Raw genomic sequence first — 21,455 nt, 5'->3', positions numbered from 1 at the left:
TGCCCGCGCGCTGACGGGAGGCAGGGCCGCGACCGAGCGTCGCGCGCCCTCCTCCCGTCACCCGCGGGCCGCCCGCGGCCCCGGCCGCCACCCGTTGCGGACGTCGCTCGTCGAAGCAACGCCCTGGGCGAACAGACCAGCCAACTGCCAGGTTGTGCGTGTAACTTCACTGGCGGAACCATTGCGCGAGTGGAGGGATACGGGGAATCGTCCCCGTCGCCGATGAACATCAAGAAGATTCTCAGCGGACCGATCATCTGGATCGTCGTGGGCCTGGCGATCCTCGGGATCGCCTTCATGGCGCTGTCCGGGCCCAGCGTCCACCGTGTCGACACCTCGACGGGGCTCGAGCTCCTCCAGGACGGCAAGGTCGAGCAGGCCCTCATCGTCGACGGCGACCAGCGGGTCCAGCTGACCCTCAAGGAGGACTACGAGGTCGACGGCAAGTCCCAGGGCAAGAGCGTGGAGTTCTTCTACGTCCAGCCCCAGGGTGAGGCCGTCGTGAACGCCGTCACGGAGGCGGACCCCCCGAAGGGCTACAACTCCGAGATCGCGCGTCCCTCGTTCCTCGCGTCGGCGCTCTCGCTCATCCTGCCGTTCCTCATCATCGGCCTCGTCTTCTGGTTCCTGCTGTCCCGCATGCAGGGCGGCGGCTCCAAGGTCATGGGCTTCGGCAAGTCCAAGGCGAAGCTCGCGTCCAAGGACACCCCGCAGGTGACGTTCGCCGACGTCGCCGGGGCGGACGAGGCCGTCGAGGAGCTCCACGAGATCAAGGAGTTCCTCGCCGAGCCCGACAAGTTCCAGGCCGTGGGCGCCAAGATCCCCAAGGGCGTGCTGCTGTACGGACCTCCCGGCACCGGCAAGACGCTCCTGGCCCGCGCCGTCGCGGGCGAGGCGGGCGTGCCGTTCTACACGATCTCCGGCTCGGACTTCGTCGAGATGTTCGTCGGCGTCGGCGCGAGCCGCGTGCGTGACCTGTTCCAGCAGGCCAAGGAGAACTCTCCGGCCATCATCTTCGTCGACGAGATCGACGCGGTGGGCCGTCACCGTGGTGCCGGCATGGGCGGCGGGCACGACGAGCGCGAGCAGACCCTGAACCAGCTCCTCGTCGAGATGGACGGGTTCGACGTCAAGACCAACGTCATCCTCATCGCGGCGACGAACCGTCCCGACATCCTGGACCCCGCGCTCCTGCGTCCGGGCCGCTTCGACCGGCAGATCGCGGTCGAGGCCCCCGACCTCAAGGGCCGCGAGGCGATCCTCGCGGTGCACGCGCAGGGCAAGCCGATCGTCCCCGAGATCGACCTGGCCGCTGTCGCGCGCCGGACCCCCGGCTTCACGGGTGCGGACCTCGCGAACGTCCTGAACGAGGCCGCGCTGCTCACCGCGCGCTCGGGCGCCCAGCTCATCGACGACCGGGCCCTCGACGAGGCCATCGACCGCGTCATCGCCGGGCCGCAGAAGCGGACCCGCGTGATGAACGTCAAGGAGCAGAAGATCACGGCGTACCACGAGGGCGGCCACGCCCTGGTCGCCGCGGCGATGCGCTACACGGACCCCGTCACCAAGGTGACGATCCTGCCGCGCGGACGTGCCCTGGGCTACACCATGGTCATGCCGCTCGAGGACAAGTACTCCACGACGCGCAACGAGCTGCTCGACCAGCTCGCCTACGCGATGGGTGGTCGTGTCGCCGAGGAACTCGTGTTCCACGACCCGACCACGGGAGCCTCGAACGACATCGAGAAGGCGACCGCGATCGCCAAGAAGATGGTCACCGAGTACGGCATGAGCGAGCGCGTGGGGGCGATCAAGCTCGGCACGGGCTCTGGCGAGCCCTTCATGGGGCGCGACATGGGCCACACGCGTGACTACTCCGAGTCGGTCGCGGGCACCGTGGACCACGAGGTGCGCCGCTTCGTCGAGGCCGCGCACGACGAGGCGTGGGAGGTGCTCGTCCAGTACCGCGACGTGCTCGACCACCTGGTCCTGGAGCTCCTCGAGAAGGAGACCCTGAACCAGGCCGAGCTCGCGCAGATCTTCGCCCCGGTCGTCAAGCGCGACCCCCGCGAGGTCTGGCTCTCGAGCGAGCAGCGCGCCGTCTCGCACCGTCCTCCCGTGCTGACCGACGCAGAGAAGGCCACCATGCCCAAGGACCCGTTGGGCGAGCCCATCGTCGTCCCGCAGGACGAGGCCGCCGCCGCGAGCGACGAGCTCCCGCCCGAGCGCATCGGCGAGGTCCCTGCGGACCGCGTGGTCGACGACGGGCAGGTCTGACGTGACCGCACGGGCCGAGCAGGGCCTGCGCGCCGCTGCCGACGTCCCCGCGTACGACGAGGAGCGGGCGCGCGCCGCGGTGCGTGAGCTCCTCCTCGCCGTGGGGGAGGACCCGGACCGCGAGGGGCTCCAGGAGACCCCCGCCCGCGTGGCCCGCGCGTACCGCGAGATCTTCGCGGGCCTGCGCCAGGAGCCGGGCGACGTCCTGACCACCATGTTCGACCTCGGTCACGAGGAGATGGTGCTGGTCAAGGACATCGAGGTCTACTCGACGTGCGAGCACCACCTCGTGCCGTTCCACGGCGTCGCGCACGTGGGGTACATCCCCAACGCCGACGGCCGCATCACGGGCCTGTCCAAGCTGGCCCGGCTGGTCGACGTGTACGCGCGTCGCCCCCAGGTCCAGGAGCGGCTCACGACGCAGATCGCCGACGCCCTGGTCGAGCACCTCGAGCCGCGCGGCGCGATCGTCGTCGTCGAGTGCGAGCACCTGTGCATGTCCATGCGGGGCGTCCGCAAGCCGGGCTCGCGGACGGTGACGTCGGCGGTGCGCGGACAGATGCGCGACGGCGCCACGCGCGCCGAGGCCATGAGCCTGATCCTGGGACGGTAGGCACGCAGCAGTGCGGTACACACAGCACGACGGCGCGCTCCCCGCCCTGCCCTTCGACGGGATCGGCCGGACGCTCGTCATGGGAGTCGTCAACGTCACGCCCGACTCCTTCTCCGACGGCGGCGAGTGGTTCGAGCCGCGCGCGGCGATCGAGCACGGCCTGGAGCTCCTGGCCGAGGGCGCGGACGTCCTCGACGTCGGGGGCGAGTCCACGCGACCGGGGGCCGGACGCGTGCCCGTCGAGGAGGAGCTCGCGCGCGTCCTGCCCGTGATCTCGGCCCTCGCGGACCGCGGCGCCGTGGTGAGCGTCGACACGACGCGGGCCACGGTCGCCGAGCAGGCGGTCGCGGCGGGGGCGCAGATCATCAACGACGTCTCGGGGGGCCTCGCCGACCCGGAGATGGCCGCGGTCGCCGCCCGGACCGGGGCGGTCTTCGTCGCCATGCACTGGCGAGGTCACGCGGACGTCATGGACGACCTCGAGGTGTACGACGACGTCGTGGCCGACGTGCGGGACGAGCTGGCCGCGCGCGTCGAGGCCTTGCGTGCCGCAGGCGTGCGCGACGACCGGATCGTCCTGGACCCCGGGCTGGGCTTCTCCAAGGCGGGCTCCACCAACTGGCCCCTCCTGACGCACCTGGGCACGCTGCGCGAGCTCGGGTTCCCGGTGCTCGTGGGGGCGTCGCGCAAGCGCTTCCTCGGGCACCTGCTCGCCGGTCGGGACGGCACGCCCGCCCCGCCGCTCGAGCGGGACGCGGCGACCGCAGCGATCACGGCTCTCGCCGCGGCGGAGGGCGCCTGGTGCGTGCGCGTGCACGCCGTCCGAGCCTCGGCCGACGCGGTACGGGTCGCCGCCGCATGGACTCGGGCAGGTCGGACGGGGGAGGATGCCAGCGTGGGGCAGACGGGGCAGAGCACGGACGACCACGGAACGAACGACAGCGACGACAGGAGTACGACGTGAGCACAGCGTTCGCAGGGGCGGTGCAGGGGACCGACGGGCGCCCGTTCGACCAGATCCGGCTCACGGGGCTCAGTGCGACGGGCCACCACGGGGTGTTCGAGCACGAGCGCCTCGAGGGTCAGCTCTTCCGCGCCGACGTGGTGCTGCACCTCGACACGCGTCCGGCGGCGGCCGGTGACGACCTCGCGGACACCGTGAGCTACGCGGTCGTCGCGGAGGACGTCGTCGCGGTGCTCGCGGGCTCGCCCGCCGACCTCATCGAGACGGTCGCCGAGCGCGTCGCGGCGGTCGCGCTGCGCCACCCCGCCGTCGTCGCGGTCGACGTCGCGGTCCACAAGCCGCAGGCGCCCATCACCGTGCCCTTCGACGACGTCCAGGTCGTCGTCCGTCGCGACCGCGTCAAGGTGCCGGTCGTGGCCGACGAGGCCCCGCGCGTCGTGCCCATCCCGGTCGGGTCGATCACCCCGGCCGTGCTCGGGAACGTCGCGGTCACGGAGCCTGCCGCCCCGCAGGACCAGCACGTCGTCATGCCGCCGTCGATCCCGCCGGTGGCTCCCGCACCCGCGCCGGACCGATCGCCCGACCAGGGCGTCTTCGCGGACACGGCCGAGGACCTCGGTCCGGCCGCCGTCGACGCTCCGCACGCGGGCGGGGTGTCCGACCAGGAGTTCGTCGACGCCCTCGACTCGTTCTACAGCGCCCCCCAGGACGCCCTGAGCGCCCCTGCCGAGACCTTCGAGCCCGCCGCGGAGCACGAGCCGGTTCCTCAGCCCGACCGGTCGGCCCCCGAGGTCGGCGCCGAACCGACGCCCGTCGCGGCCGAGCCCTTCCGCGAGGCGGCTGCGGCGCCGTCGGAGGTCGCGGAGCCCGCCGAGGCCCCCGCAGCGGCGCTCCCCGTGCCCGCAGCCCAGCCCGCCGTGCCGGACGGGTCCACCGACCCGGCCGTGCTCGCGGTGCGCGAGGTCCCCGTGGCACCCGAGACCACTGCGGCTGACGGACCGGACCTGTCCGGCGGGCACGTCCTGCCCGACGACGTCGCCCCCGTGGCGTACCAGGTCGCCGCCGAGCCCTCGCCCGTCGAGCCCTCGCCCGCCGAGCACGTCCCCGCCGACGAGGCGGTGCTGCCGGTCGCCGCGCAGGCCCCGGCCGAGAGCCCTGCGGTGCCCGGGCCCGTGGTCGAGGCCCCCTCGACGGCCCCCTTCGCTGCCGAGGCCCCGAGCGTCGAGACGGGGCCCGTGGCACCGGCGCTCCCCGAGCACGAGCCGGTCGCCGCCCCCGTCCCGTTGCCCGTCCGTCCCGCTCCCGAGGACGCCGAGGCTCCGGTCGGGCAGACTGCTGCCGAGGCGCCGGTCGTGCCTGAGGCGGTGCCGGTGCCGGCCGTCGCGACCGATCGGCTCGACGAAGCCCCTGCGGGCTTCGTCCCCGTCGTGCTCGCGCTCGGCGCCAACCTGGGCGACGCCCAGCAGACGTTGCGCGACGCCGTGACGGACCTCGACCGGATCTCCGGGCTCGAGATCACCGACGTCTCGCCGCTCGCGCGGACCGCGGCGGTCGGTGGCCCCGAGCAGCCGGACTACCTCAACGCGATCCTGCTGGCCCGGACCACGCTCGCGCCGCGTGCGCTCCTTCGCGCGGTCCAGGCCGTGGAGAACGCCCACGGGCGGGTCCGTGCCGAGCGCAACGGCCCGCGCACCCTCGACGTGGACCTGGTCGTCTTCGGCACGGTCACCGAGTTCACCGAGGACCTCGAGCTGCCTCATCCGCGGGCGCACGAGCGTGCCTTCGTCCTGGAGCCGTGGGCGCAGATCGCGCCGGACGCCGTGCTGCCCGGCCTGGGTGGCGGTCCCGTCGCCGCCCTGGCGGCGACGGCGCCCGACCGTGGCGGCATCCGTTGGCTCGCGCTCGACTGGCTGACCGACGCCGAGCCCGAGGCGGCTCCGGCCGCGGCCCCCGTCGACGAGGCTCCCGCGGCCCCCGGGCCTGCTCGACAGGTCCAGGCGGAGCCTGAGCCGGTGCCCCCGTCGGTCGAGGTGGCGGCTCCCGAGCCGACCACGGCGCCCACGACCCCGGCACGCCCCGGGGGAGAGCTCACCGCGACCCCGCAGGAGCAGCTCGACCCGGTCGGACACGCACCCGTCACGGCCGCGCCGCCGTTCGTCCAGGAGTCGCCGTTCGTCCAGGACCAGCCGACCGCGCCCTCCGCCCCCGGCCAGCCGTCGGCCCAGACGCCAGCCCAGACGCCTTCCCAGGCTGCGGGGGCGCAGGCCGCACCGGCTCAGCAGGGCTCGCCCGAGCGCGCCGTGGAGCAGCCCGGACCCTTCGTCCCGGCGTTCCACCCCGTGCACCCGCAGGACGGGCAGGAACCTCCGCACGCCCAGGTCCCGCCGTTGTGGGCGGACGTCTCGCAGGCCGCGTCGGCGACCGAGCCGCGGGCCCAGGTGCCACCGACGCCGGCCGGCCACGCGCAGGTCGCGCCCGAGGAACCGGTGACCCCGCAGTTCCACCCCGTGCACCAGGCGCCCGCTAACCCGTTCGAGCCGCAGCAGCCCGCGCCGGCCGTCGAGCAGCAGGGCGGGCCGTCGGCCCAGCCCCCCATCACGGGGGTGCCCATGTCGTTCCCGGCCGACCTGCGCGGCCCGTCGAGCTGATGCAGCGCACCAGGGTCACGACCCTCCTGCTCGTCACGGTCACCACGACCCTGGTGGGGTGGCTCGTCGTCGTCGGCCTGGAGCGTCGGGGTACGTACCTGCCGCACGTGCCGTGGATCGTGGACGCGGCCCTGGTCGCGCTCGCCGGAGCCGTCTTCTGGGCAGGCTGGGCCGTGCGGTCCTACCTCAAGGGTCGGCGCCCCTCGCTGGATCCCCTGCGGGCGGCGCGCACGCTCGTGCTCGCCAAGGCGGCGGCCCTCACCGGGTCGCTGCTCGCGGGCTGGTACCTCGCGCAGGTCGTCGCGGTGCTGGGCGACCTCGCGATCGAGGCCCGGCGCGACCGTGCGATCGCGGCGGGGGTCGCGGCGCTGTGCGCCGTGGTGCTCGCCGTGGTCGGGCTCGTGGTGGAGAAGTTCTGCCAGGTCCCGCCCGAGGACACCGACCCCGCGAACGGCGGACGGTCGCGAGCCGGCGGCGAGGCCGATCCCGAGGCCGGAGCCACGGCCTGACGCAGGTCGGTCTTCCGGCGGACGCGCAAGCCCGTGCCCTGATGGGAAGATGGGGACATGACGGACCACGCCTTCGACCTGGCCTCCGCACCGGACCAGGTCCCCACGGACCCCAGCGGCCCCTTCGACCCTCCGGGCGTGCAGTGGCAGGGCGTCTCGGCCCGGCTGATCACCGCGCGGCTGCTCACGGTGGGCATCTTCCTGCTCGTGCCGTTCGTGCTCGGGGCGGTGTTCGCGCTCGTGTTCAGCCTGGTCTGGTTGTGGATCGTCCCTGCCGTCGTGCTCGTGATCGGGATCTGGTGCGTCGTGGTGGTGCCGCGCCAGGTCCGGGCCATCGGCTACGCCGAGCGTGACGACGACCTGCTGATCCGCAAGGGCGTGATGTTCCGTTCGCTCGTCGTCGTGCCGTACGGCCGCATGCAGTACGTGGACGTGCAGGCGGGCCCGCTCGCCCGCAAGTTCCGCATCGCCCAGGTCCAGCTCCACACGGCGTCGCCCGCGACGGACGCGTCGATCGACGGCCTGGAGCCCGCCGAGGCCGAGCGCCTGCGCGACCGTCTCGCGTCGCGCGGAGAGGCACGGTTGGCCGGGCTATGAGCGAGAGCACCACGCAGCCCGACGCCCCACCGACAGACCTCATCTGGCACCGCGTCCACCCCGTGACCCCGGTGGTCCGGGGCTGGTCCGTCATCGCGGTCCTCCTCGTGATCGTCGGCAACCAGACCCTCGACGGCCTGCCCGCGGGGCAGAACATGCTGGCCGGGAACGGCTGGTGGCAGATCCTGGGCGGGATCGTCGTCGTCGGTCTCATCGGCCTCGGCTACTCCGCGCTCGCCTGGCGCATGACGACGTACGCGATCGACGACGAGTCGGTCCGCCTCCACACGGGGGTCCTGTTCCGTCAGCAGCGCAAGGCGCGGCTCGACCGGCTCCAGGCCGTGGACATCGTCCAGCCGCTCGTCGCCCGCCTGTTCGGGCTGGCCGAGCTCAAGCTCGAGGTCGCGGGCGGCTCGGACTCGGGCATCAAGCTGGGCTTCCTCAAGCTCGACGACGCCAACCACCTGCGTGCCGAGCTCCTGGCACGCGCGGCGGGGCTGCGCGTGGGCGGTGCCCCTGCTCGCGCGGCAGTCGCGGGTGCCGGACCTGTCGGTGCACCGGCGGGCCCGGGCGAGGCCCCCGCCGGCGAGGTGCCGGGAGACGGGGGCGCCGTCGTCGGGCAGGTCGCCCTGGACGCGCCCGAGGCACCCGAGCAGCCCGTCATGGAGGTCCCGCCGGGCCGCCTCGTCTGGTCGTTGATCCGCACGGCCGCGACGATCGTCCTGGTCCTCGCGGTGCTCGGCCTGGTCGGCGTCGCGGTCGGCACCCGCGAGATCGGCACGCTGTTCACGGCCCTGCCGCTGGTCCTGGGCGTCGGCGGCTACCTGTTCGGCCGGTTCACGCGCGAGTTCAACTTCCGCAGCGCGATCTCGCCCGACGGCATCCGGCTGCGCCACGGCCTGCTCGAGACGCGTTCGCAGACCATCCCACCGGGCCGCGTCCAGGCCATCCGGCTCACGCAGGGGCTCCTGTGGCGCAGCGCGGACTGGTGGCGCGTCGAGGTCAACGTGGCGGGCTACGGCCTGAGCGCGGACGGCACGACCAACAACAGCGTCCTGCTGCCCGTGGGGACGCGCGACGAGGCCCTGGGCGCGGTGTGGCTCGTGCTGCCGGACCTCGGCACGGACGACCCTCGCGCGCTGCTCGACGAGGCGCTGTCCGGGATCGACGCGGGGAACCACTTCACGACGGCACCGCGACGCGCCCGCATCCTCGACCCGATCGCGTGGCGCCGCAACGGCTTCACGGTCACGGGTCGTGCGCTGGTCCTGCGGCGCGGACGCCTCGTGCGCCGTGTCGAGATCGTGCCGCACGAGCGCACGCAGTCGCTCGGCGTCCAGCAGGGCCCGTGGCAGCGGCGCCTGGGCGTCGCGACGTTCGCCGCGCACTCGGTCCCCGGCCCCGTCACGCCGACCGTGCCGCACCTCGACCAGCACGTCGCGGGCGCGCTCATGGACGAGCAGGCGCGCAGGGCCCGCGAGGCCCGCGCGCACGCCGGGCCCGAGCTGTGGATGCGGCGGGACGAGGTGGCGGCCGTCGTCGAGACGATCGAGGACGACGACGCGCAGACCGCGCCGTACGTGGAGACCTCGTCCGCCGGGACGGCTGCCGACCAGAGGATCGAGGACGCACGTGAGTGACGGACGCCGGCGCCCGGGGCGCCTGGGCGTGGGCGTGGTCGGCGCGGGCCGCGTCGGCGCCGTCCTCGGCAGCGCGCTACGCGCCACGGGCCACGCGGTCGTCGGCGCGAGCGGTATCTCCGAGGCGTCGCGCGAGCGGATCGAGACGCTCCTGCCCGGCATCCCCGTGCTCGAGGTCGAGGAGGTCGTGCGGCGTTCGGAGCTGGTCCTGCTCGCCGTGCCCGACGACGCCCTCCCGGGCCTGGTCTCGGGTCTCGCCGAGATCGGGGCGTGGCAGGGCGGGCAGATCGTCGTGCACACCTCGGGCCGCTACGGCGCGGGCGTGCTCGACCCGGCGCGCGCCCAGGGGGCGATCCCGCTCGCGATCCACCCCGCCATGACGTTCTCCGGCACGTCGCTCGACCTGTCGCGCCTCGTGGGCACGACCTTCGCGGTCACCGCCCCGGGGCCCGTTCAGCCCATCGGGCAGGCGCTCGTCGTCGAGCTCGGGGGCGAACCGGTCATCGTCGAGGAAGAGGCCCGCGGGCTCTACCACGCGGCCCTCGCGCACGGCGCGAACCACCTCGTGGTGCTCGTCGCCCAGGCGGCGCAGGCCCTCGAGGCAGCGGGCGTCGAGCAGCCGGGGCGCGTGCTGGCCCCGCTGCTCTCGGCGGCGCTGGACGGGGCGACCCGGTCCGCCGACGCCGGGGACGGCGGCGGTCCCGGAGCGATCTCGGCCCTGACGGGCCCCGTGTCGCGCGGGGACGTCGGGACCGTCGCGGAGCACCTCGAGGTGCTGCAGGCCCTGGCCGTGACCTCGGCGCACGAGACCGCCCCGCGCGTCGCCGCGACCGACGTCCCCGCGTCGTACCGCGAGCTCAGCCGTGGAGCCACCAGCCGTGCCCTGGCTGCCGGGCGCATCGACGCCCGCCAGGCCCAGGAGCTGCTCGACGTCCTCGAGGAAGGTCAGTGATGTCCGTGCCCACGCCCCCCACCGGTGCGCTCCCGCGCGTCGTGCGCACGCGCGACGCGCTGCGCGCGTCCCTGGCTGCCCCCGCCGGCGCGGCGACCCGCGCCGTCGTCATGACCATGGGCGCGCTCCACGACGGCCACCTGCAGCTCGTGCGTGCGGCGCGCGAGCGCGTCGGCCCCACGGGGCAGGTCGTCGTGACCGTGTTCGTGAACCCCCTGCAGTTCGGGCCGGGCGAGGACCTCGACCGGTACCCGCGCGACCTCGACGCCGACCTGGCACTCCTCGCAGGGCTCCCCGAGCCCGTGCCGGGGCGGTCGGCCGTGGACCTCGTGTTCGCCCCGTCGGTCGAGGAGATGTACCCCGGCGGCGACCCGATCGTGCGCGTCACGTCCGGACGCATCGGCACCGTGCTCGAAGGCGCGTTCCGCCCCGGCCACTTCGACGGCGTCCTGACCGTGGTGCTCAAGCTCTTGCACCTGACCAGGCCCGACGTCGCGTTCTACGGCGAGAAGGACGCGCAGCAGCTCCTTGCGATCCGCCGCATGGTCGCCGACCTGAACGTCGACGTCGAGGTCGTCGGCGTCCCGATCGTGCGCGACGACGACGGTCTCGCGCTGTCCTCGCGCAACGCCTACCTCTCCGAGACCGAGCGGTCCGACGCCCTCACGCTGAGCCGCGCGCTGCGCGCCGGGGCGGCCGCCGCCGCGGCCGGACGGGGGGCCGCAGCGGCCATCGAGGTGGCCTCGGGAATGCTCAACGAGCACCCCGGCGTTGTGGTCGATTACCTCGCACTGGTCGACCCGACTACCGTGGACGACCTGGAACCGGAGTACGTGGGACCGGCGCTGCTGCTCGTGGCGGCACGCGTGGGCACCACCCGACTGATCGACAACCTGGCCGTGGACGTGGCAGACCCCGCCGCGAGCACGGCCCGCCCAGGAGGCACGCAGTGACCCAGACGGGACCGCAGGCCGGCACGCGCCGCCCCGCTTCCTTGCAACGACCCATGATGATCGGGAAGATCCACCGCGCCACCGTGACGCAGGCGGACCTCCACTACGTCGGGTCCGTGACGGTGGACGTGGACCTCCTCGAGGCCGCCGACATCATCTCCGGCCAGCAGGTCGACATCGTCGACGTCACCAACGGCTCACGCCTGACGACCTACGCGATCCCCGGCGAGCGCGGCTCGGGCAAGGTCTGCATCAACGGTGCCGCCGCGCACCTCGTGCACCCCGGCGACACCGTGATCCTCATCGCCTACGGCATGATCGCCGACCACGAGGCGCGCCACTTCCTGCCGAACGTCGTGTTCGTCGACGGGGACAACCGCATCGTCGAGGTCAGCGAGGAGCCCGGACTCGTCCCCGAGGGGTACGACCTCGAGCCGAGCGGCCTGCCCATCGCACCGTTCCAGTCCGCCGCGGCCGAATGACCCAGGCCGCGGAGGCGCACGTCTCCACCGACGGGGCGCCCGACGCGGCCCCCGGCACCGCTCCCGTCGAGGCAGGCGGCGGCTCGCGCGCGCGCCGCCGCCTGGCCCGACGCCTCGCCGCCCCGGCCCCCGGCTGGACGACCACGGTCGACGCGATCGTCGTCGGCTCCGGCATCGCCGGCCTGACAGCCGCGCTCGAGCTGCGCACCCAGGTGCCGCGCGTCCTGCTCGTGACCAAGGGCGAGCTGTCGTCCGGGTCCACGGTCTGGGCGCAGGGCGGCATCGCCGCGGCGCTCGACCCCTCCGACTCCCCGGCCGCGCACCTCGAGGACACGCTCGCCGCAGGCGGCGGGCTGTGCGACCCGGCCGCGGTCGAGGTCCTCGTGACCGAGGGACCCGAGCGGGTGCGAGAGCTCGTCTCGCGCGGCGCGAACTTCGACCTGGCCCCCGGCGGCGACATCGCCCTGACGCGCGAGGGCGGGCACCACGCCGACCGCATCGCGCACGCGGGCGGCGACGCCACGGGCGCCGAGATCTCCCGGGCGCTCGTCGCTCAGCTCGAGGCCGTCCTCGCCGACCCCGGTATCGAGGTCATCGAGAACGCGCTCGTGCTCGACGTGCTCACCACGTCCCCCGACGAGCCCGGCGGTCCGCGGGCCTGCGGCGTGACGCTGCACGTGCGCGGCCAGGGGTCGCGAGACGGCGTCGGAGCCGTCCTCGGTCGGGCGGTCGTCCTCGCGACGGGCGGGATCGGGCAGGTCTTCCGGTCCTCGACCAACCCGCCCCAGGCCACGGGCGACGGCATGGCCGCCGCGCTGCGTGCCGGGGCGACGCTCGGGGACGTCGAGTTCGTCCAGTTCCACCCCACCGTGCTGTGGCTCGGCCTGGGCGCCAAGGGGCAGCTCCCGCTCATCTCCGAGGCGCTGCGCGGTGAGGGCGCGATCCTCCTCGACACCGACGGTCACCGCTTCATGCCCGCGGTCCACCCCATGGCCGAGCTCGCACCGCGCGACGTCGTCGCGCACGCGATCGTGCGGCAGATGGCCGCGACCGGCTCGGACCACGTGCTGCTCGACGCCCGCCACCTCGGCGCAGAGTTCCTGCGCAAGCGCTTCCCGACCATCACCCAACGGCTGCTCGACCAAGGGATCGACCTCACCGAGGAGCCCGTCCCCGTCGCGCCCGCCCAGCACTACCACTCGGGTGGCGTCGTGACCGACCTGCACGGCCGCTCGACGCTCGACGGCCTGTACGCCGTGGGGGAGGTCGCGTGCACGGGCGTGCACGGGGCGAACCGGCTCGCGTCGAACTCGCTCCTGGAGGGGCTGGTCTTCGCGTACCGGGCCGCGCAGGAGATCACGGCCCGCGTTGCTGCGGGCGAGCTCCCGCTCGGGACACCCGTCGAGCGCGACGGCGAGGCGGCCCTCGTGCCGGCCGCCGCACGGTCCCGGGTCCAGTCGGTCTCGTCGGCCGGACCGGGCGTGATCCGCAGCGGCGAAGGCCTGCGGGTCGCTGCCGACAAGCTCGCGGCGGTACGCACCGACGCGCACCGGTCCACGGACGTGGTCGCGGCCCCGCAGACCGCGGAGTGGGAGACGACCAACGTGCACCAGGTCGCCACGGTGCTCACCGAGGCTGCGCTCCTGCGCGAGGAGAGCCGCGGTGGCCACTTCCGCACGGACTTCCCCGAGGTCGAGCCCGCGTGGGCGCGGCGGATCGAGATCACGCTGGGGGCCGACGGCGAGCTGCGGGTCGTCTGAGGCGCTCGTCCCCGTCACCGTCGGCCGCCAGCACGGTCACCCTCGGCGGGCGGTAGCGTGAGCGCCGTGAACTCTCCCTCTCTCATCGAGCCCGGTCTCGACCCACGGTGGGTCGCCGACATCGTCACGCGCGCCCTCGACGAGGACCTCGGCCCCACGCCCGGTCGGGACGTGACCACCCAGGCCACCGTGGCGCCGTCGGGCACGGGGACGGCCCACCTCGTGGCACGCGCCGACGGCGTCGTGGCGGGTCTCGTCGTCGTCGAGGAGGTGACCCGGCAGGTGGCCGAGCGCTTCGGGCTGCCGCCCGTGACCGTGACGTTCACCGCGCAGGACGGTGACGCCGTGACCCGCGGGCGCGTCCTCGCGGCCCTCACGGGCCCCGTCCAGGTGCTCCTGACGGCCGAGCGCACCCTTCTCAACCTCGCGAGCCGTGCGAGCGGCGTCGCGACCGCGACGAGGGCGTGGGCCCGTGAGCTCGACGGCACGGGCGCGCAGGTCCTCGACACCCGCAAGACCACCCCGGGCCTGCGCGCCCTGGAGAAGTACGCGGTCCGTGCGGGCGGCGGCACGAACAAGCGCATGGGGCTGTACGACGTGGCCATGGTCAAGGACAACCACGTCGTCGCCGCCGGGTCGGTGAGCGGCGCGATCGACGCCGTGCGCGCCATGTTCCCCGACGTCCTGATCCAGGTCGAGGCCGACACGACCGACCAGGCCCTGGAAGCCCTCGACGCGGGCGCGGACTTCCTCCTGCTCGACAACATGCCGACCCCGGTGCTGGCCGAGACGGTCCGGCTCGTGCGCGAGCGGGAGGGTGCCCCGGGCGGCCCGGCGAAGATCGAGCTCGAGGCGACGGGCAACCTGACCCTCGACCGTGCGCGGGAGGTCGCAGGGACCGGGGTGGACTACCTGTCGGTAGGGGCGCTCACGCACTCGGCGCCGATCCTCGACCTCGCGCTCGACCTGATCGGCTGAGGCGCCGGGCCGGGGGGGCCCGCAGCCCGGCCCGGCCCCGCCCAGGACGGGGCCGGAACCTGCCCTGCTCGGCCCCGGTAGAATCGTCGCGTGACTTCCCCCGATCCTGCTGCTGCCGCCGTGCCCGCCGCCGATGCCGCTCCCGTCGTGAACCCCGCCCCGGTCGAGGTCGACGAGACGGACGACCTTCCCGAGCAGCTCCGGGTCCGGCGCGAGAAGCGCGAGCGGCTGCTGGCGCAGGGTGAGGAGGCGTACCCGGTCTCGGTGCCTCGCACGCACACGATCGCCCAGGTCCGTGAGGCCTACGACCACCTGGAGAGCGGCCAGGAGACGGACGACGTCGTGGGAGTGGCGGGCCGTGTCGTGTACCTGCGCAACACGGGCAAGCTTTGCTTCGTGACGTTGCAGGACGGCGAGGGCAACCGCCTCCAGGTCATGCTGAGCCAGGCCGTGGTGGGCGAGGAGTCGCTCGCGGCGTTCAAGGCGGACGTGGACCTGGGGGACCACCTGTTCGCGCACGGCCGGGTCATCAGCTCGCGCCGTGGTGAGCTGAGCATCTTCGCGGACGAGTGGAAGATCGCGGCGAAGTCGCTGCGCCCGCTGCCCGTGCTGCACAAGGAGCTCTCGGAGGAGAGCCGCGTCCGTCAGCGCTACGTCGACCTGATCGCCCGCCCCGCGGCGCGCGACATGGTGCGGCTGCGCGCGGCCGTGGTGCGGTCGCTGCGCGAGAACTTCCACGAGCGTGGCTACCTCGAGGTCGAGACCCCGATGCTCCAGACCATTCATGGTGGTGCGGCGGCGCGTCCGTTCACGACGCACATGAATGCGTTCGACATGGAGCTGTACCTGCGGATCGCCCCCGAGCTGTTCCTCAAGCGCGCGGTGGTCGGTGGCGTGGAGCGGGTGTTCGAGATCAACCGGAACTTCCGCAACGAGGGCGCCGACTCGACGCACTCGCCGGAATTCGCGATGCTCGAGGCGTACGAGGCCTACGGTGATTACAACACCATGGCCGAGCTGACCCAGAACCTCGTCCAGCGTGCCGCCCAGGATGCGCTGGGAACCACGACGATCGAGCTTCCGGACGGAGAGCAGTACGAGCTCGGCGGCGAATGGGCGCAGCTCAAGATGTACGACTCCTTGTCGGCGGCGCTGGGTGAGGAGATCACCCCGGAAACGTCTGTGGAACACCTGTCCAAGATCGCGGACCGCCTCGATATTTCCTACGACACGAAGCGTGCGGGGCACGGCAAGCTCGTCGAGGAGATCTGGGAGCACCAGGTGGGTGACCACCTGTATGCGCCGACATTCGTCCGCGACTTCCCGGTCGAGACCTCGCCGTTGACGCGTGACCACCGCACGGTCAAGGGGCAGGTCGAGAAGTGGGACCTCTACGTCCGAGGATTCGAGCTCGCGACAGCCTATTCCGAGCTGGTCGACCCCGTGATCCAGCGTCAGCGTTTCGAGGCCCAGGCGATCCTGGCGGCCGCGGGCGACGACGAGGCCATGCGTCTCGACGAGGACTTCCTCACAGCCATGGAGTATGCGATGCCTCCCTCCGGGGGCATGGGGATGGGCCTCGACCGCCTGCTCATGGCGCTGACGGGCCACGGGATCCGCGAGACCATCCTCTTCCCGCTGGTCAAGCCCGCGCAGTGATTCCCGCAGCGCCTCGGGGACGGGCAGCCGTCCGGGGTGCGGCGACGCGGACCGTCAGGGTCGCGTGCGGGGTGCCACCGACCGGTCGGCACCCCGCGCGCGTCCGGCGGTCGTAGACTTGCCCGCATGAGCGATTTCTGGCCGGCCGTCTATGCCTTGATCCCCTCGATCGGGGTCGGCATCCTCTTCTATTTCGCGATGCGCGCCATCATCCGTGCTGACCGCAACGAACGCCTCGCCATGGCCGAGCTCGACGCCCAGGCGGAGCAGGCGCAGGTGCGTGCGCGGGCGTCGGAGAATTCTTAGGTTCCTTACGAGTCGCCGCGACACGCGCTTTGACTTTGACGTCATTCCCTCGTAATGGCACACTTCGAGATACCAGCATCAATTCTCGAAGACGCGAGGTAGCACAGTGGCACAGAAGGTCCAGGTAATTCTCGTCGACGACGTCGACGGTGGAGTGGCGGACGAGTCCGTGACGTTCGCCCTCGACGGCGTCTCCTACGAGATCGACCTCAGCTCGGCTCACGCCCAGGAATTGCGTGACGCCTTTGCGTCATGGGTCGGTCACGCACGCAAGGTCACGCGCGGCGGCGCTCGCCCCGCAGCACGCAAGACGCGTTCTTCCGCAGCGGGTCCGTCGCGGGCGACGGAGATCCGCGAATGGGCTCGTTCGAACGGTTACACGGTCAGCGAGCGCGGCCGTATCTCTGCCGACGTCCAGCAGGCCTACGACGCGGCGCACTGATTTCTTTTCGCTGCTTCTCGCCAGGGGCGTCCTGACCGGTTCTCCGCACCCCGGAGGGCTGGTCTGGACGCCCCTGACGTATGCCCGGTGCTACTAGGCTCTGGTCATGACTTCTACCTCGTCGCCCGTGGCCGCAGGTGCGGACTCGCGGACCCTCTGGCTCGGCACGTACCCCGACGGCGCGGAGCCCGGGAGCGGTGAGGGGATCTGGCGGCTGTCGGTCGACGCGTCGACGGGTGAGCTCGGGGAGCCGGTGCTCGCGGCCGTGACGCCGTCGCCCTCGTTCGTCGCGCTCGCCCCGGGCGGCACGCGCCTGTATGCGGTGTCGGAGACCGCACCGGGTGCGGTCAGCGGCTTCGAGATCTCACCGGACGGGGCCCTCGCGCCGTCGGGCACGGTCCCGAGCGGTGGCACGTTCCCGTGCCACCTGGTCGCGACGGACGACGCCGTGCAGGTCGCGAACTACGGCGACGGCACGTTCGCGGTCCTCCCGCTCGACGCGTCGGGCGCGCTGACAACCCCGCTGCGCCTGGGGCACCGGGGGACCGGACCGGACACCGAGCGTCAGGAGGGGCCGCACGCCCACTTCGTGGCGGAGGTCGCGGGGGAGGCGGTCGTCGTGGACCTGGGTACGGACGAGCTGCGCGCGTACCCGCGTTCTGTCGCCGAGCTTCGCTCCCTCGTCGAGGGGCCCGGCGGCGCAGGTCCGGCCCGGGTCGCCGCCACCTTCCCGGGTGGGGCAGGGCCGCGGCACCTCGCGGTCCTCGACGGCGAGCACGGCGCACCCGCCGCACTCTTCGTCGCGACCGAGCTCGACGCGCGCGTGTACGTCCTGGTCCCGGCGGGCGACGGTGTCTTCGAGGTGGCCTCGTCGGTCGAGGCCACGGCCGCCCCGCTTCCCGAGGGCGGTCGCAACTACCCGTCGCACGTCGCGCTGAGCGCGGACGGTACGCGCCTGTTCGTCGCGATCCGTGGTGCGGACGTCCTGTCGACGTTCGCGGTCACCCGTGCGGTCTCGGGGCCCGACGACGCCGCTCCCGTCCTCGAGCACGTCGCCGACACCCCGCTCGGCGGTGCGTGGCCGCGTCACTTCGCGGTGCTGGCGCCTGCGGGCGAAGGCACCCCCGACGCCGACCTGGTCGTGGTGGCGAACCAGAACTCGTCGAACCTCACGGTCCTGCGGATCGACCGGGCCGACGGTGCGGGCACGCTCGTCGACGAGCTCGCGATCCCCCTCCCGGCCTGCGTCGTGGAGGCCTGAGCGCCGTGAAGGACTCGCCGCGCATCGCGATGCTCTCGGTGCACACCTCCCCGCTCGACCAGCCCGGCACGGGCGACGCGGGCGGCATGAACGTGTACATCACCGAGCTGTCGCGGGCGCTCGCGCGGCGCGGGGCGAAGGTCGAGATCTTCACGCGCGCGACGTCGTCGGCCCAGCCTCCCGTGGTCGAGGCCGAGGACGGCGTCCTGGTGCGCCACGTCGTCGCCGGTCCGTTCGAAGGGCTCGACAAGAACGACCTGCCCGGCCAGCTCTGCGCCTTCACGGCGGGGGTCCTGCGGGCCGAGGCACGGCGGGACGCGGGCTGGTACGACGTGGTGCACACGCACTACTGGCTGTCGGGCCAGGCGGGCTGGCTCGCGGCCGACCGGTGGGACGTGCCGCTCGTGAACTCGATGCACACCATGGCCCGCGTGAAGAACGCGGCGCTCGCCCCGGGGGACGCCCCGGAGCCGCTCGGGCGGATCATCGGCGAGGAGCAGGTCGTCGCGGAGGCCGACGCGCTCGTGGCGAGCACGCCCGAGGAGTTCAAGGACCTCGTCGAGGAGTACGGGGCGGACCCCGCGAAGGTGCACGTCGTGCCGCCGGGTGTCGACCTGGAGCTGTTCTCGCCGCCCGCCCCGGGTGAGACCAAGGAGTCGCTGCGGGCTGCGCTCGGGCTGCCCACGAGCGGTCGGCTCGTGCTGTTCGCGGGGCGGGTCCAGCCGCTCAAGGCGCCTGACGTGCTGGTCCGGGCGCTGGGCGTCCTCGCGGACCACGACGAGCCGCTCCCGACGCTCGTGGTCCTCGGCGGTCCGAGCGGGCGCATGACGGCCGTGCGCGAGCTCGAGGCGCTGGCCTACCAGATGGGGGTCTCCGACCAGGTGATCGTGCGGCCTCCGGTGCCGCGCGACGAGCTCGTGCGCTACTACCGCGCGGCGGACCTCGTCGCGGTGCCGTCGCACAACGAGTCGTTCGGGCTGGTCGCGGCCGAGGCGCAGGCGTCCGGTACGCCCGTGGTCGCGGCGGCCGTGGGCGGCCTGCGGACGGTCGTCGAGGACGGCGTCTCCGGGATCCTGGTCCCCGACCACAACCCGTGGACCTGGTCGCGGACGCTGAGCGACCTCCTCGCCGACGACGCGCGCCGCGCGGAGCTCGCCTCGGGTGCCCGGCGGGTGAGCGAGCGCTACGGCTGGGACGCGACGGCCGAGGCCATGCTCGCGGTGTACGAGCAGGCGGCCGAGGTGCGGGCGCGCAGGCCGCGCTGAGCAGGGCGACGGTGCTGGGCCCGGCCCCGGCCTGGTCGGCCTGCGGTCAGTCCCGCCGCTCCAGCACGAACACCGGGATCTCGCGGTCGGTGCGTTCCTGGTAGCTCGCGTAGTCGGGGTAGGCCGCGACGGCGCGCTCCCACCACAGGGCCTTCTCCTCGCCCGTGACCTCGCGGGCCGTGTAGTCGTGGCGCTCGGGCCCGTCCTGGAGCTCGACGTGCGGGTTCGCGACGATGTTGTGGTACCAGACGGGGTGCTGCGGGGCCCCTCCGAGCGAGGCGACGACGGCGTACGCGCCGTCGTGCTCGACGCGCATGAGGGGTGTCTTGCGGATCTTGCCGCTCTTCGCGCCGAGGGTCCACAGGATCACGACGGGCATGCCGCGCAGGGTGGTGCCCTTCGTCCCTCCTGACGACTCGTACAGCTCGGCCTGCTTGCGTGCCCAGTCGCTCGTGCTGGGTGCGTACTCTCCGGTGATCGGCATACCTGGTGCAACGCGTGGCGCGCGTCACCATTCCCGGGCCGCGTGCCGACGAGAGATTCCCGTTCCGTAGATGTTCGGTGACCATTTCCCGGGACAGCGCGGTCGCCGGGTCCCTCGTGCGGCAGGATGGTCACCATGACTTACACCCTCGTGCTGCTCCGCCACGGCGAGAGCGAATGGAATGCCAAGAACCTGTTCACCGGCTGGGTGGACGTCGCACTCTCGGAGAAGGGCGTCGAGGAGGCGAAGCGCGGCGGGAGCCTGCTGACGGACGCGGGCGTGCTCCCGGACGTCGTGCACACGTCGCTGCTGCGTCGCGCGATCACCACGGCGAACCTCGCCCTGGACTCCGCGGACCGTCACTGGATCCCCGTGAAGCGCTCGTGGCGTCTCAATGAGCGCCACTACGGTGCGCTCCAGGGCAAGGACAAGAAGCAGACGCTCGCCGAGTTCGGCGAGGAGCAGTTCATGCTGTGGCGTCGTTCGTACGACGTGCCGCCGCCCGCGATCGAGCTGGGCTCGGAGTTCTCGCAGGACACGGACCCGCGCTACGCGGACGCCCCGGTCGTGCAGACCGAGTGCCTCAAGGACGTGCTCGAGCGCGCTCTTCCCTACTGGGAGGGTGAGGTCGTCCCCGACCTCAAGGCCGGCAAGACGGTCCTCGTCGCGGCGCACGGCAACTCGCTGCGCGCGATCATCAAGCACCTCGACGGCATCTCGGACGAGGACATCGCGGGCCTGAACGTGCCCACGGGCATCCCGCTCGTCTACGAGCTGGACGAGAACCTGGTCCCCGTCGTCAAGGGCGGCAAGTACCTCGACCCGGCTGCTGCGGCGGACGCGATCGCCGCGGTCGCGAACCAGGGTCGCTGATCGTCTCGTCGCTCTGACGCGAACGCCCGACGGCGCCGCTCCCCTCGCGAGGGGAGCGGCGCCGTCGGGCGTTGGTGGAGCGGGAGGGCTCGCGGGACGGCTACGCGCGCATGGCCTGCCCGCGACCGTCCACGAAGTCACCCGTGACGAGGAACGTCACGCGCTTGGCGATCGAGACCCCGTGGTCGCCGAACCGCTCGTAGTAGCGACCCACGAGGGTCACGTCGATCGTCTCCTGGGCGGTGCCGGTCCAGTCCGGTCCCAGGAGCGCGGCGAACGTGTCCTGGTGGAGGTGGTCCAGCAGGTCGTCGTCGCGCTCGACGTTGGCCGCGACCGTCAGGTCCCGCGTCGTGAGCAGCGTCGTGGTGCGGCGCGCGACCCGGGTCGCGGCGTCGTGCATCTGGGAGAACGTCCCCTCCAGCAGGGGGTGGATCGCGTGCGCCGGGTAGCGGCCCCGTGCGACCTGGGCGACGTGCCGGGCGAGGTCGCCCATGCGCTCCAGGGTCGCGCTCATGCGCAGGGCGCTCACGACGACGCGCAGGTCCGTCGCGACGGGCTGCTGCTGCGCGAGCAGCAGCACGCACCGCTCGTCGAGCTCACGCTCCAGGGCGTCGATCGCGTGGTCCGACGCGATGACGGACTGCGCGAGCTGGAGGTCCGCGGTGAGCAGCGCCGTCCCGGCTCGACTGATGGCCGATTCGACCAGCCGACTCATCTCGGCGAGGTCGTCGCCGACCTGCTTGAGCTCGGCCTCGAAGATTTCCCGCATCGCTTCCCTTTCCTGGTGACCAG

At 73.1% G+C, this 21,455-nt stretch carries 20 protein-coding genes; 18 read left to right on the top strand and 2 right to left on the bottom strand.

Annotation, left to right across the window (positions count from 1 at the left end; translation table 11 throughout):
* The first annotated feature begins 222 nt into the window (after positions 1–222).
* The 17 genes from ftsH to mshA all read left to right on the top strand — a co-directional run bounded on the left by ftsH (position 223) and on the right by mshA (position 19,306).
* Positions 223–2,277 carry an ATP-dependent zinc metalloprotease FtsH gene (gene ftsH, locus H9640_RS04740; RefSeq protein WP_191789572.1) on the top strand — a complete coding sequence of 685 codons (2,055 nt, stop codon included), beginning with the start codon at positions 223–225 and terminating at the stop codon, positions 2,275–2,277.
* A 1-nt stretch (position 2,278) separates the two neighbouring features.
* Complete coding sequence (folE, locus tag H9640_RS04735; protein WP_425564139.1) at positions 2,279–2,890, top strand: GTP cyclohydrolase I FolE; 612 nt, start codon at positions 2,279–2,281, stop codon at positions 2,888–2,890.
* A gap of 79 nt (positions 2,891–2,969) precedes the next feature.
* Positions 2,970–3,854 (top strand): dihydropteroate synthase, encoded by an 885-nt coding sequence (gene folP, locus H9640_RS04730; protein ID WP_191789751.1) that lies wholly within the window; start codon positions 2,970–2,972, stop codon positions 3,852–3,854.
* Positions 3,851–6,502 carry a 2-amino-4-hydroxy-6-hydroxymethyldihydropteridine diphosphokinase gene (folK, locus tag H9640_RS18975; protein WP_318243644.1) on the top strand — a complete coding sequence of 884 codons (2,652 nt, stop codon included), beginning with the start codon at positions 3,851–3,853 and terminating at the stop codon, positions 6,500–6,502. Before folP ends, folK begins: the two co-directional genes overlap by 4 nt.
* Positions 6,502–7,011, top strand: a complete 510-nt coding sequence (locus tag H9640_RS04715; protein ID WP_191789571.1) for a DUF3180 domain-containing protein — start codon at positions 6,502–6,504, stop codon at positions 7,009–7,011. Before folK ends, H9640_RS04715 begins: the two co-directional genes overlap by 1 nt.
* Before the next feature lie 57 nt (positions 7,012–7,068).
* Complete coding sequence (locus H9640_RS04710) at positions 7,069–7,608, top strand: PH domain-containing protein (RefSeq protein WP_191789570.1); 540 nt, start codon at positions 7,069–7,071, stop codon at positions 7,606–7,608.
* On the top strand, positions 7,605–9,248 hold the full coding sequence (locus H9640_RS04705; protein WP_191789569.1) for a PH domain-containing protein: 1,644 nt from the start codon (positions 7,605–7,607) through the stop codon (positions 9,246–9,248). The genes H9640_RS04710 and H9640_RS04705 overlap by 4 nt, the downstream gene beginning before the upstream one ends.
* Positions 9,241–10,200, top strand: coding sequence for a Rossmann-like and DUF2520 domain-containing protein (locus tag H9640_RS04700; RefSeq protein ID WP_191789568.1), 960 nt, complete (start codon positions 9,241–9,243; stop codon positions 10,198–10,200). The genes H9640_RS04705 and H9640_RS04700 overlap by 8 nt, the downstream gene beginning before the upstream one ends.
* Entirely contained in the window at positions 10,200–11,153 is a 954-nt protein-coding gene (gene panC / locus H9640_RS04695; protein WP_191789567.1) for a pantoate--beta-alanine ligase, read from the top strand. The genes H9640_RS04700 and panC overlap by 1 nt, the downstream gene beginning before the upstream one ends.
* 53 nt (positions 11,154–11,206) lie before the next feature.
* A complete protein-coding gene (panD, locus tag H9640_RS04690; protein WP_225226761.1) occupies positions 11,207–11,635 on the top strand; it encodes an aspartate 1-decarboxylase in 429 nt (142 codons plus the stop codon).
* Positions 11,632–13,395: an L-aspartate oxidase gene (locus H9640_RS04685; RefSeq protein ID WP_191789566.1), complete on the top strand. Its 1,764-nt coding sequence runs from the start codon at positions 11,632–11,634 to the stop codon at positions 13,393–13,395. Before panD ends, H9640_RS04685 begins: the two co-directional genes overlap by 4 nt.
* A gap of 57 nt (positions 13,396–13,452) precedes the next feature.
* Entirely contained in the window at positions 13,453–14,373 is a 921-nt protein-coding gene (nadC, locus tag H9640_RS04680; RefSeq protein ID WP_372440770.1) for a carboxylating nicotinate-nucleotide diphosphorylase, read from the top strand.
* Between the two features lie 147 nt (positions 14,374–14,520).
* A complete protein-coding gene (gene lysS / locus H9640_RS04675) occupies positions 14,521–16,032 on the top strand; it encodes a lysine--tRNA ligase (RefSeq protein ID WP_191789748.1) in 1,512 nt (503 codons plus the stop codon).
* A 126-nt stretch (positions 16,033–16,158) separates the two neighbouring features.
* Positions 16,159–16,338 carry a hypothetical protein gene (locus H9640_RS04670; RefSeq protein ID WP_191789565.1) on the top strand — a complete coding sequence of 60 codons (180 nt, stop codon included), beginning with the start codon at positions 16,159–16,161 and terminating at the stop codon, positions 16,336–16,338.
* A gap of 106 nt (positions 16,339–16,444) precedes the next feature.
* Positions 16,445–16,780 carry a histone-like nucleoid-structuring protein Lsr2 gene (locus H9640_RS04665; protein ID WP_191789564.1) on the top strand — a complete coding sequence of 112 codons (336 nt, stop codon included), beginning with the start codon at positions 16,445–16,447 and terminating at the stop codon, positions 16,778–16,780.
* A 106-nt stretch (positions 16,781–16,886) separates the two neighbouring features.
* A complete protein-coding gene (locus H9640_RS04660) occupies positions 16,887–18,041 on the top strand; it encodes a lactonase family protein (RefSeq protein ID WP_191789563.1) in 1,155 nt (384 codons plus the stop codon).
* Positions 18,042–18,070: 29 nt separating this feature from the next.
* Positions 18,071–19,306: a D-inositol-3-phosphate glycosyltransferase gene (mshA, locus tag H9640_RS04655; protein ID WP_191789747.1), complete on the top strand. Its 1,236-nt coding sequence runs from the start codon at positions 18,071–18,073 to the stop codon at positions 19,304–19,306.
* A 46-nt stretch (positions 19,307–19,352) separates the two neighbouring features.
* Here mshA and H9640_RS04650 read toward each other — a convergent pair whose 3' ends face one another.
* Entirely contained in the window at positions 19,353–19,790 is a 438-nt protein-coding gene (locus tag H9640_RS04650; protein ID WP_191789562.1) for a nitroreductase family deazaflavin-dependent oxidoreductase, read from the bottom strand.
* Between the two features lie 135 nt (positions 19,791–19,925).
* On the opposite strand from H9640_RS04650, the gene H9640_RS04645 reads away from it, so the two are divergent.
* On the top strand, positions 19,926–20,663 hold the full coding sequence (locus tag H9640_RS04645; protein ID WP_030144068.1) for a phosphoglyceromutase: 738 nt from the start codon (positions 19,926–19,928) through the stop codon (positions 20,661–20,663).
* Positions 20,664–20,763: 100 nt separating this feature from the next.
* On the opposite strand, the gene phoU is transcribed toward H9640_RS04645, so the two are convergent.
* Positions 20,764–21,432, bottom strand: coding sequence for a phosphate signaling complex protein PhoU (gene phoU / locus H9640_RS04640; RefSeq protein WP_191789746.1), 669 nt, complete (start codon positions 21,430–21,432; stop codon positions 20,764–20,766).
* Between the last annotated feature and the right edge of the window lie 23 nt (positions 21,433–21,455).

The sequence above is a fragment of the Oerskovia gallyi genome (assembly GCF_014836745.1).
Taxonomy (GTDB): domain Bacteria; phylum Actinomycetota; class Actinomycetes; order Actinomycetales; family Cellulomonadaceae; genus Oerskovia; species Oerskovia paurometabola.
The sequence above is the reverse complement of the archived record's forward strand: the minus strand, read 5'-3'. Positions and strand labels throughout refer to the sequence as shown.

What these genes read in the sequence shown, in the direction of transcription:
- mshA (WP_191789747.1), top strand. Translation starts at nt 18,071, where the DNA reads ATGCTCTCGGTGCACACCTCCCCGCTCGACCAGCCCGGCACGGGCGAC.
- phoU (WP_191789746.1), bottom strand. Translation starts at nt 21,432, where the DNA reads ATGCGGGAAATCTTCGAGGCCGAGCTCAAGCAGGTCGGCGACGACCTC.
- H9640_RS04660 (WP_191789563.1), top strand. Translation starts at nt 16,887, where the DNA reads ATGACTTCTACCTCGTCGCCCGTGGCCGCAGGTGCGGACTCGCGGACC.
- panC (WP_191789567.1), top strand. Translation starts at nt 10,200, where the DNA reads ATGTCCGTGCCCACGCCCCCCACCGGTGCGCTCCCGCGCGTCGTGCGC.
- H9640_RS04670 (WP_191789565.1), top strand. Translation starts at nt 16,159, where the DNA reads ATGAGCGATTTCTGGCCGGCCGTCTATGCCTTGATCCCCTCGATCGGG.
- H9640_RS04645 (WP_030144068.1), top strand. Translation starts at nt 19,926, where the DNA reads ATGACTTACACCCTCGTGCTGCTCCGCCACGGCGAGAGCGAATGGAAT.
- ftsH (WP_191789572.1), top strand. Translation starts at nt 223, where the DNA reads ATGAACATCAAGAAGATTCTCAGCGGACCGATCATCTGGATCGTCGTG.
- H9640_RS04650 (WP_191789562.1), bottom strand. Translation starts at nt 19,790, where the DNA reads ATGCCGATCACCGGAGAGTACGCACCCAGCACGAGCGACTGGGCACGC.
- H9640_RS04685 (WP_191789566.1), top strand. Translation starts at nt 11,632, where the DNA reads ATGACCCAGGCCGCGGAGGCGCACGTCTCCACCGACGGGGCGCCCGAC.
- H9640_RS04705 (WP_191789569.1), top strand. Translation starts at nt 7,605, where the DNA reads ATGAGCGAGAGCACCACGCAGCCCGACGCCCCACCGACAGACCTCATC.
- H9640_RS04710 (WP_191789570.1), top strand. Translation starts at nt 7,069, where the DNA reads ATGACGGACCACGCCTTCGACCTGGCCTCCGCACCGGACCAGGTCCCC.
- folP (WP_191789751.1), top strand. Translation starts at nt 2,970, where the DNA reads ATGGGAGTCGTCAACGTCACGCCCGACTCCTTCTCCGACGGCGGCGAG.
- H9640_RS04715 (WP_191789571.1), top strand. Translation starts at nt 6,502, where the DNA reads ATGCAGCGCACCAGGGTCACGACCCTCCTGCTCGTCACGGTCACCACG.
- panD (WP_225226761.1), top strand. Translation starts at nt 11,207, where the DNA reads ATGATGATCGGGAAGATCCACCGCGCCACCGTGACGCAGGCGGACCTC.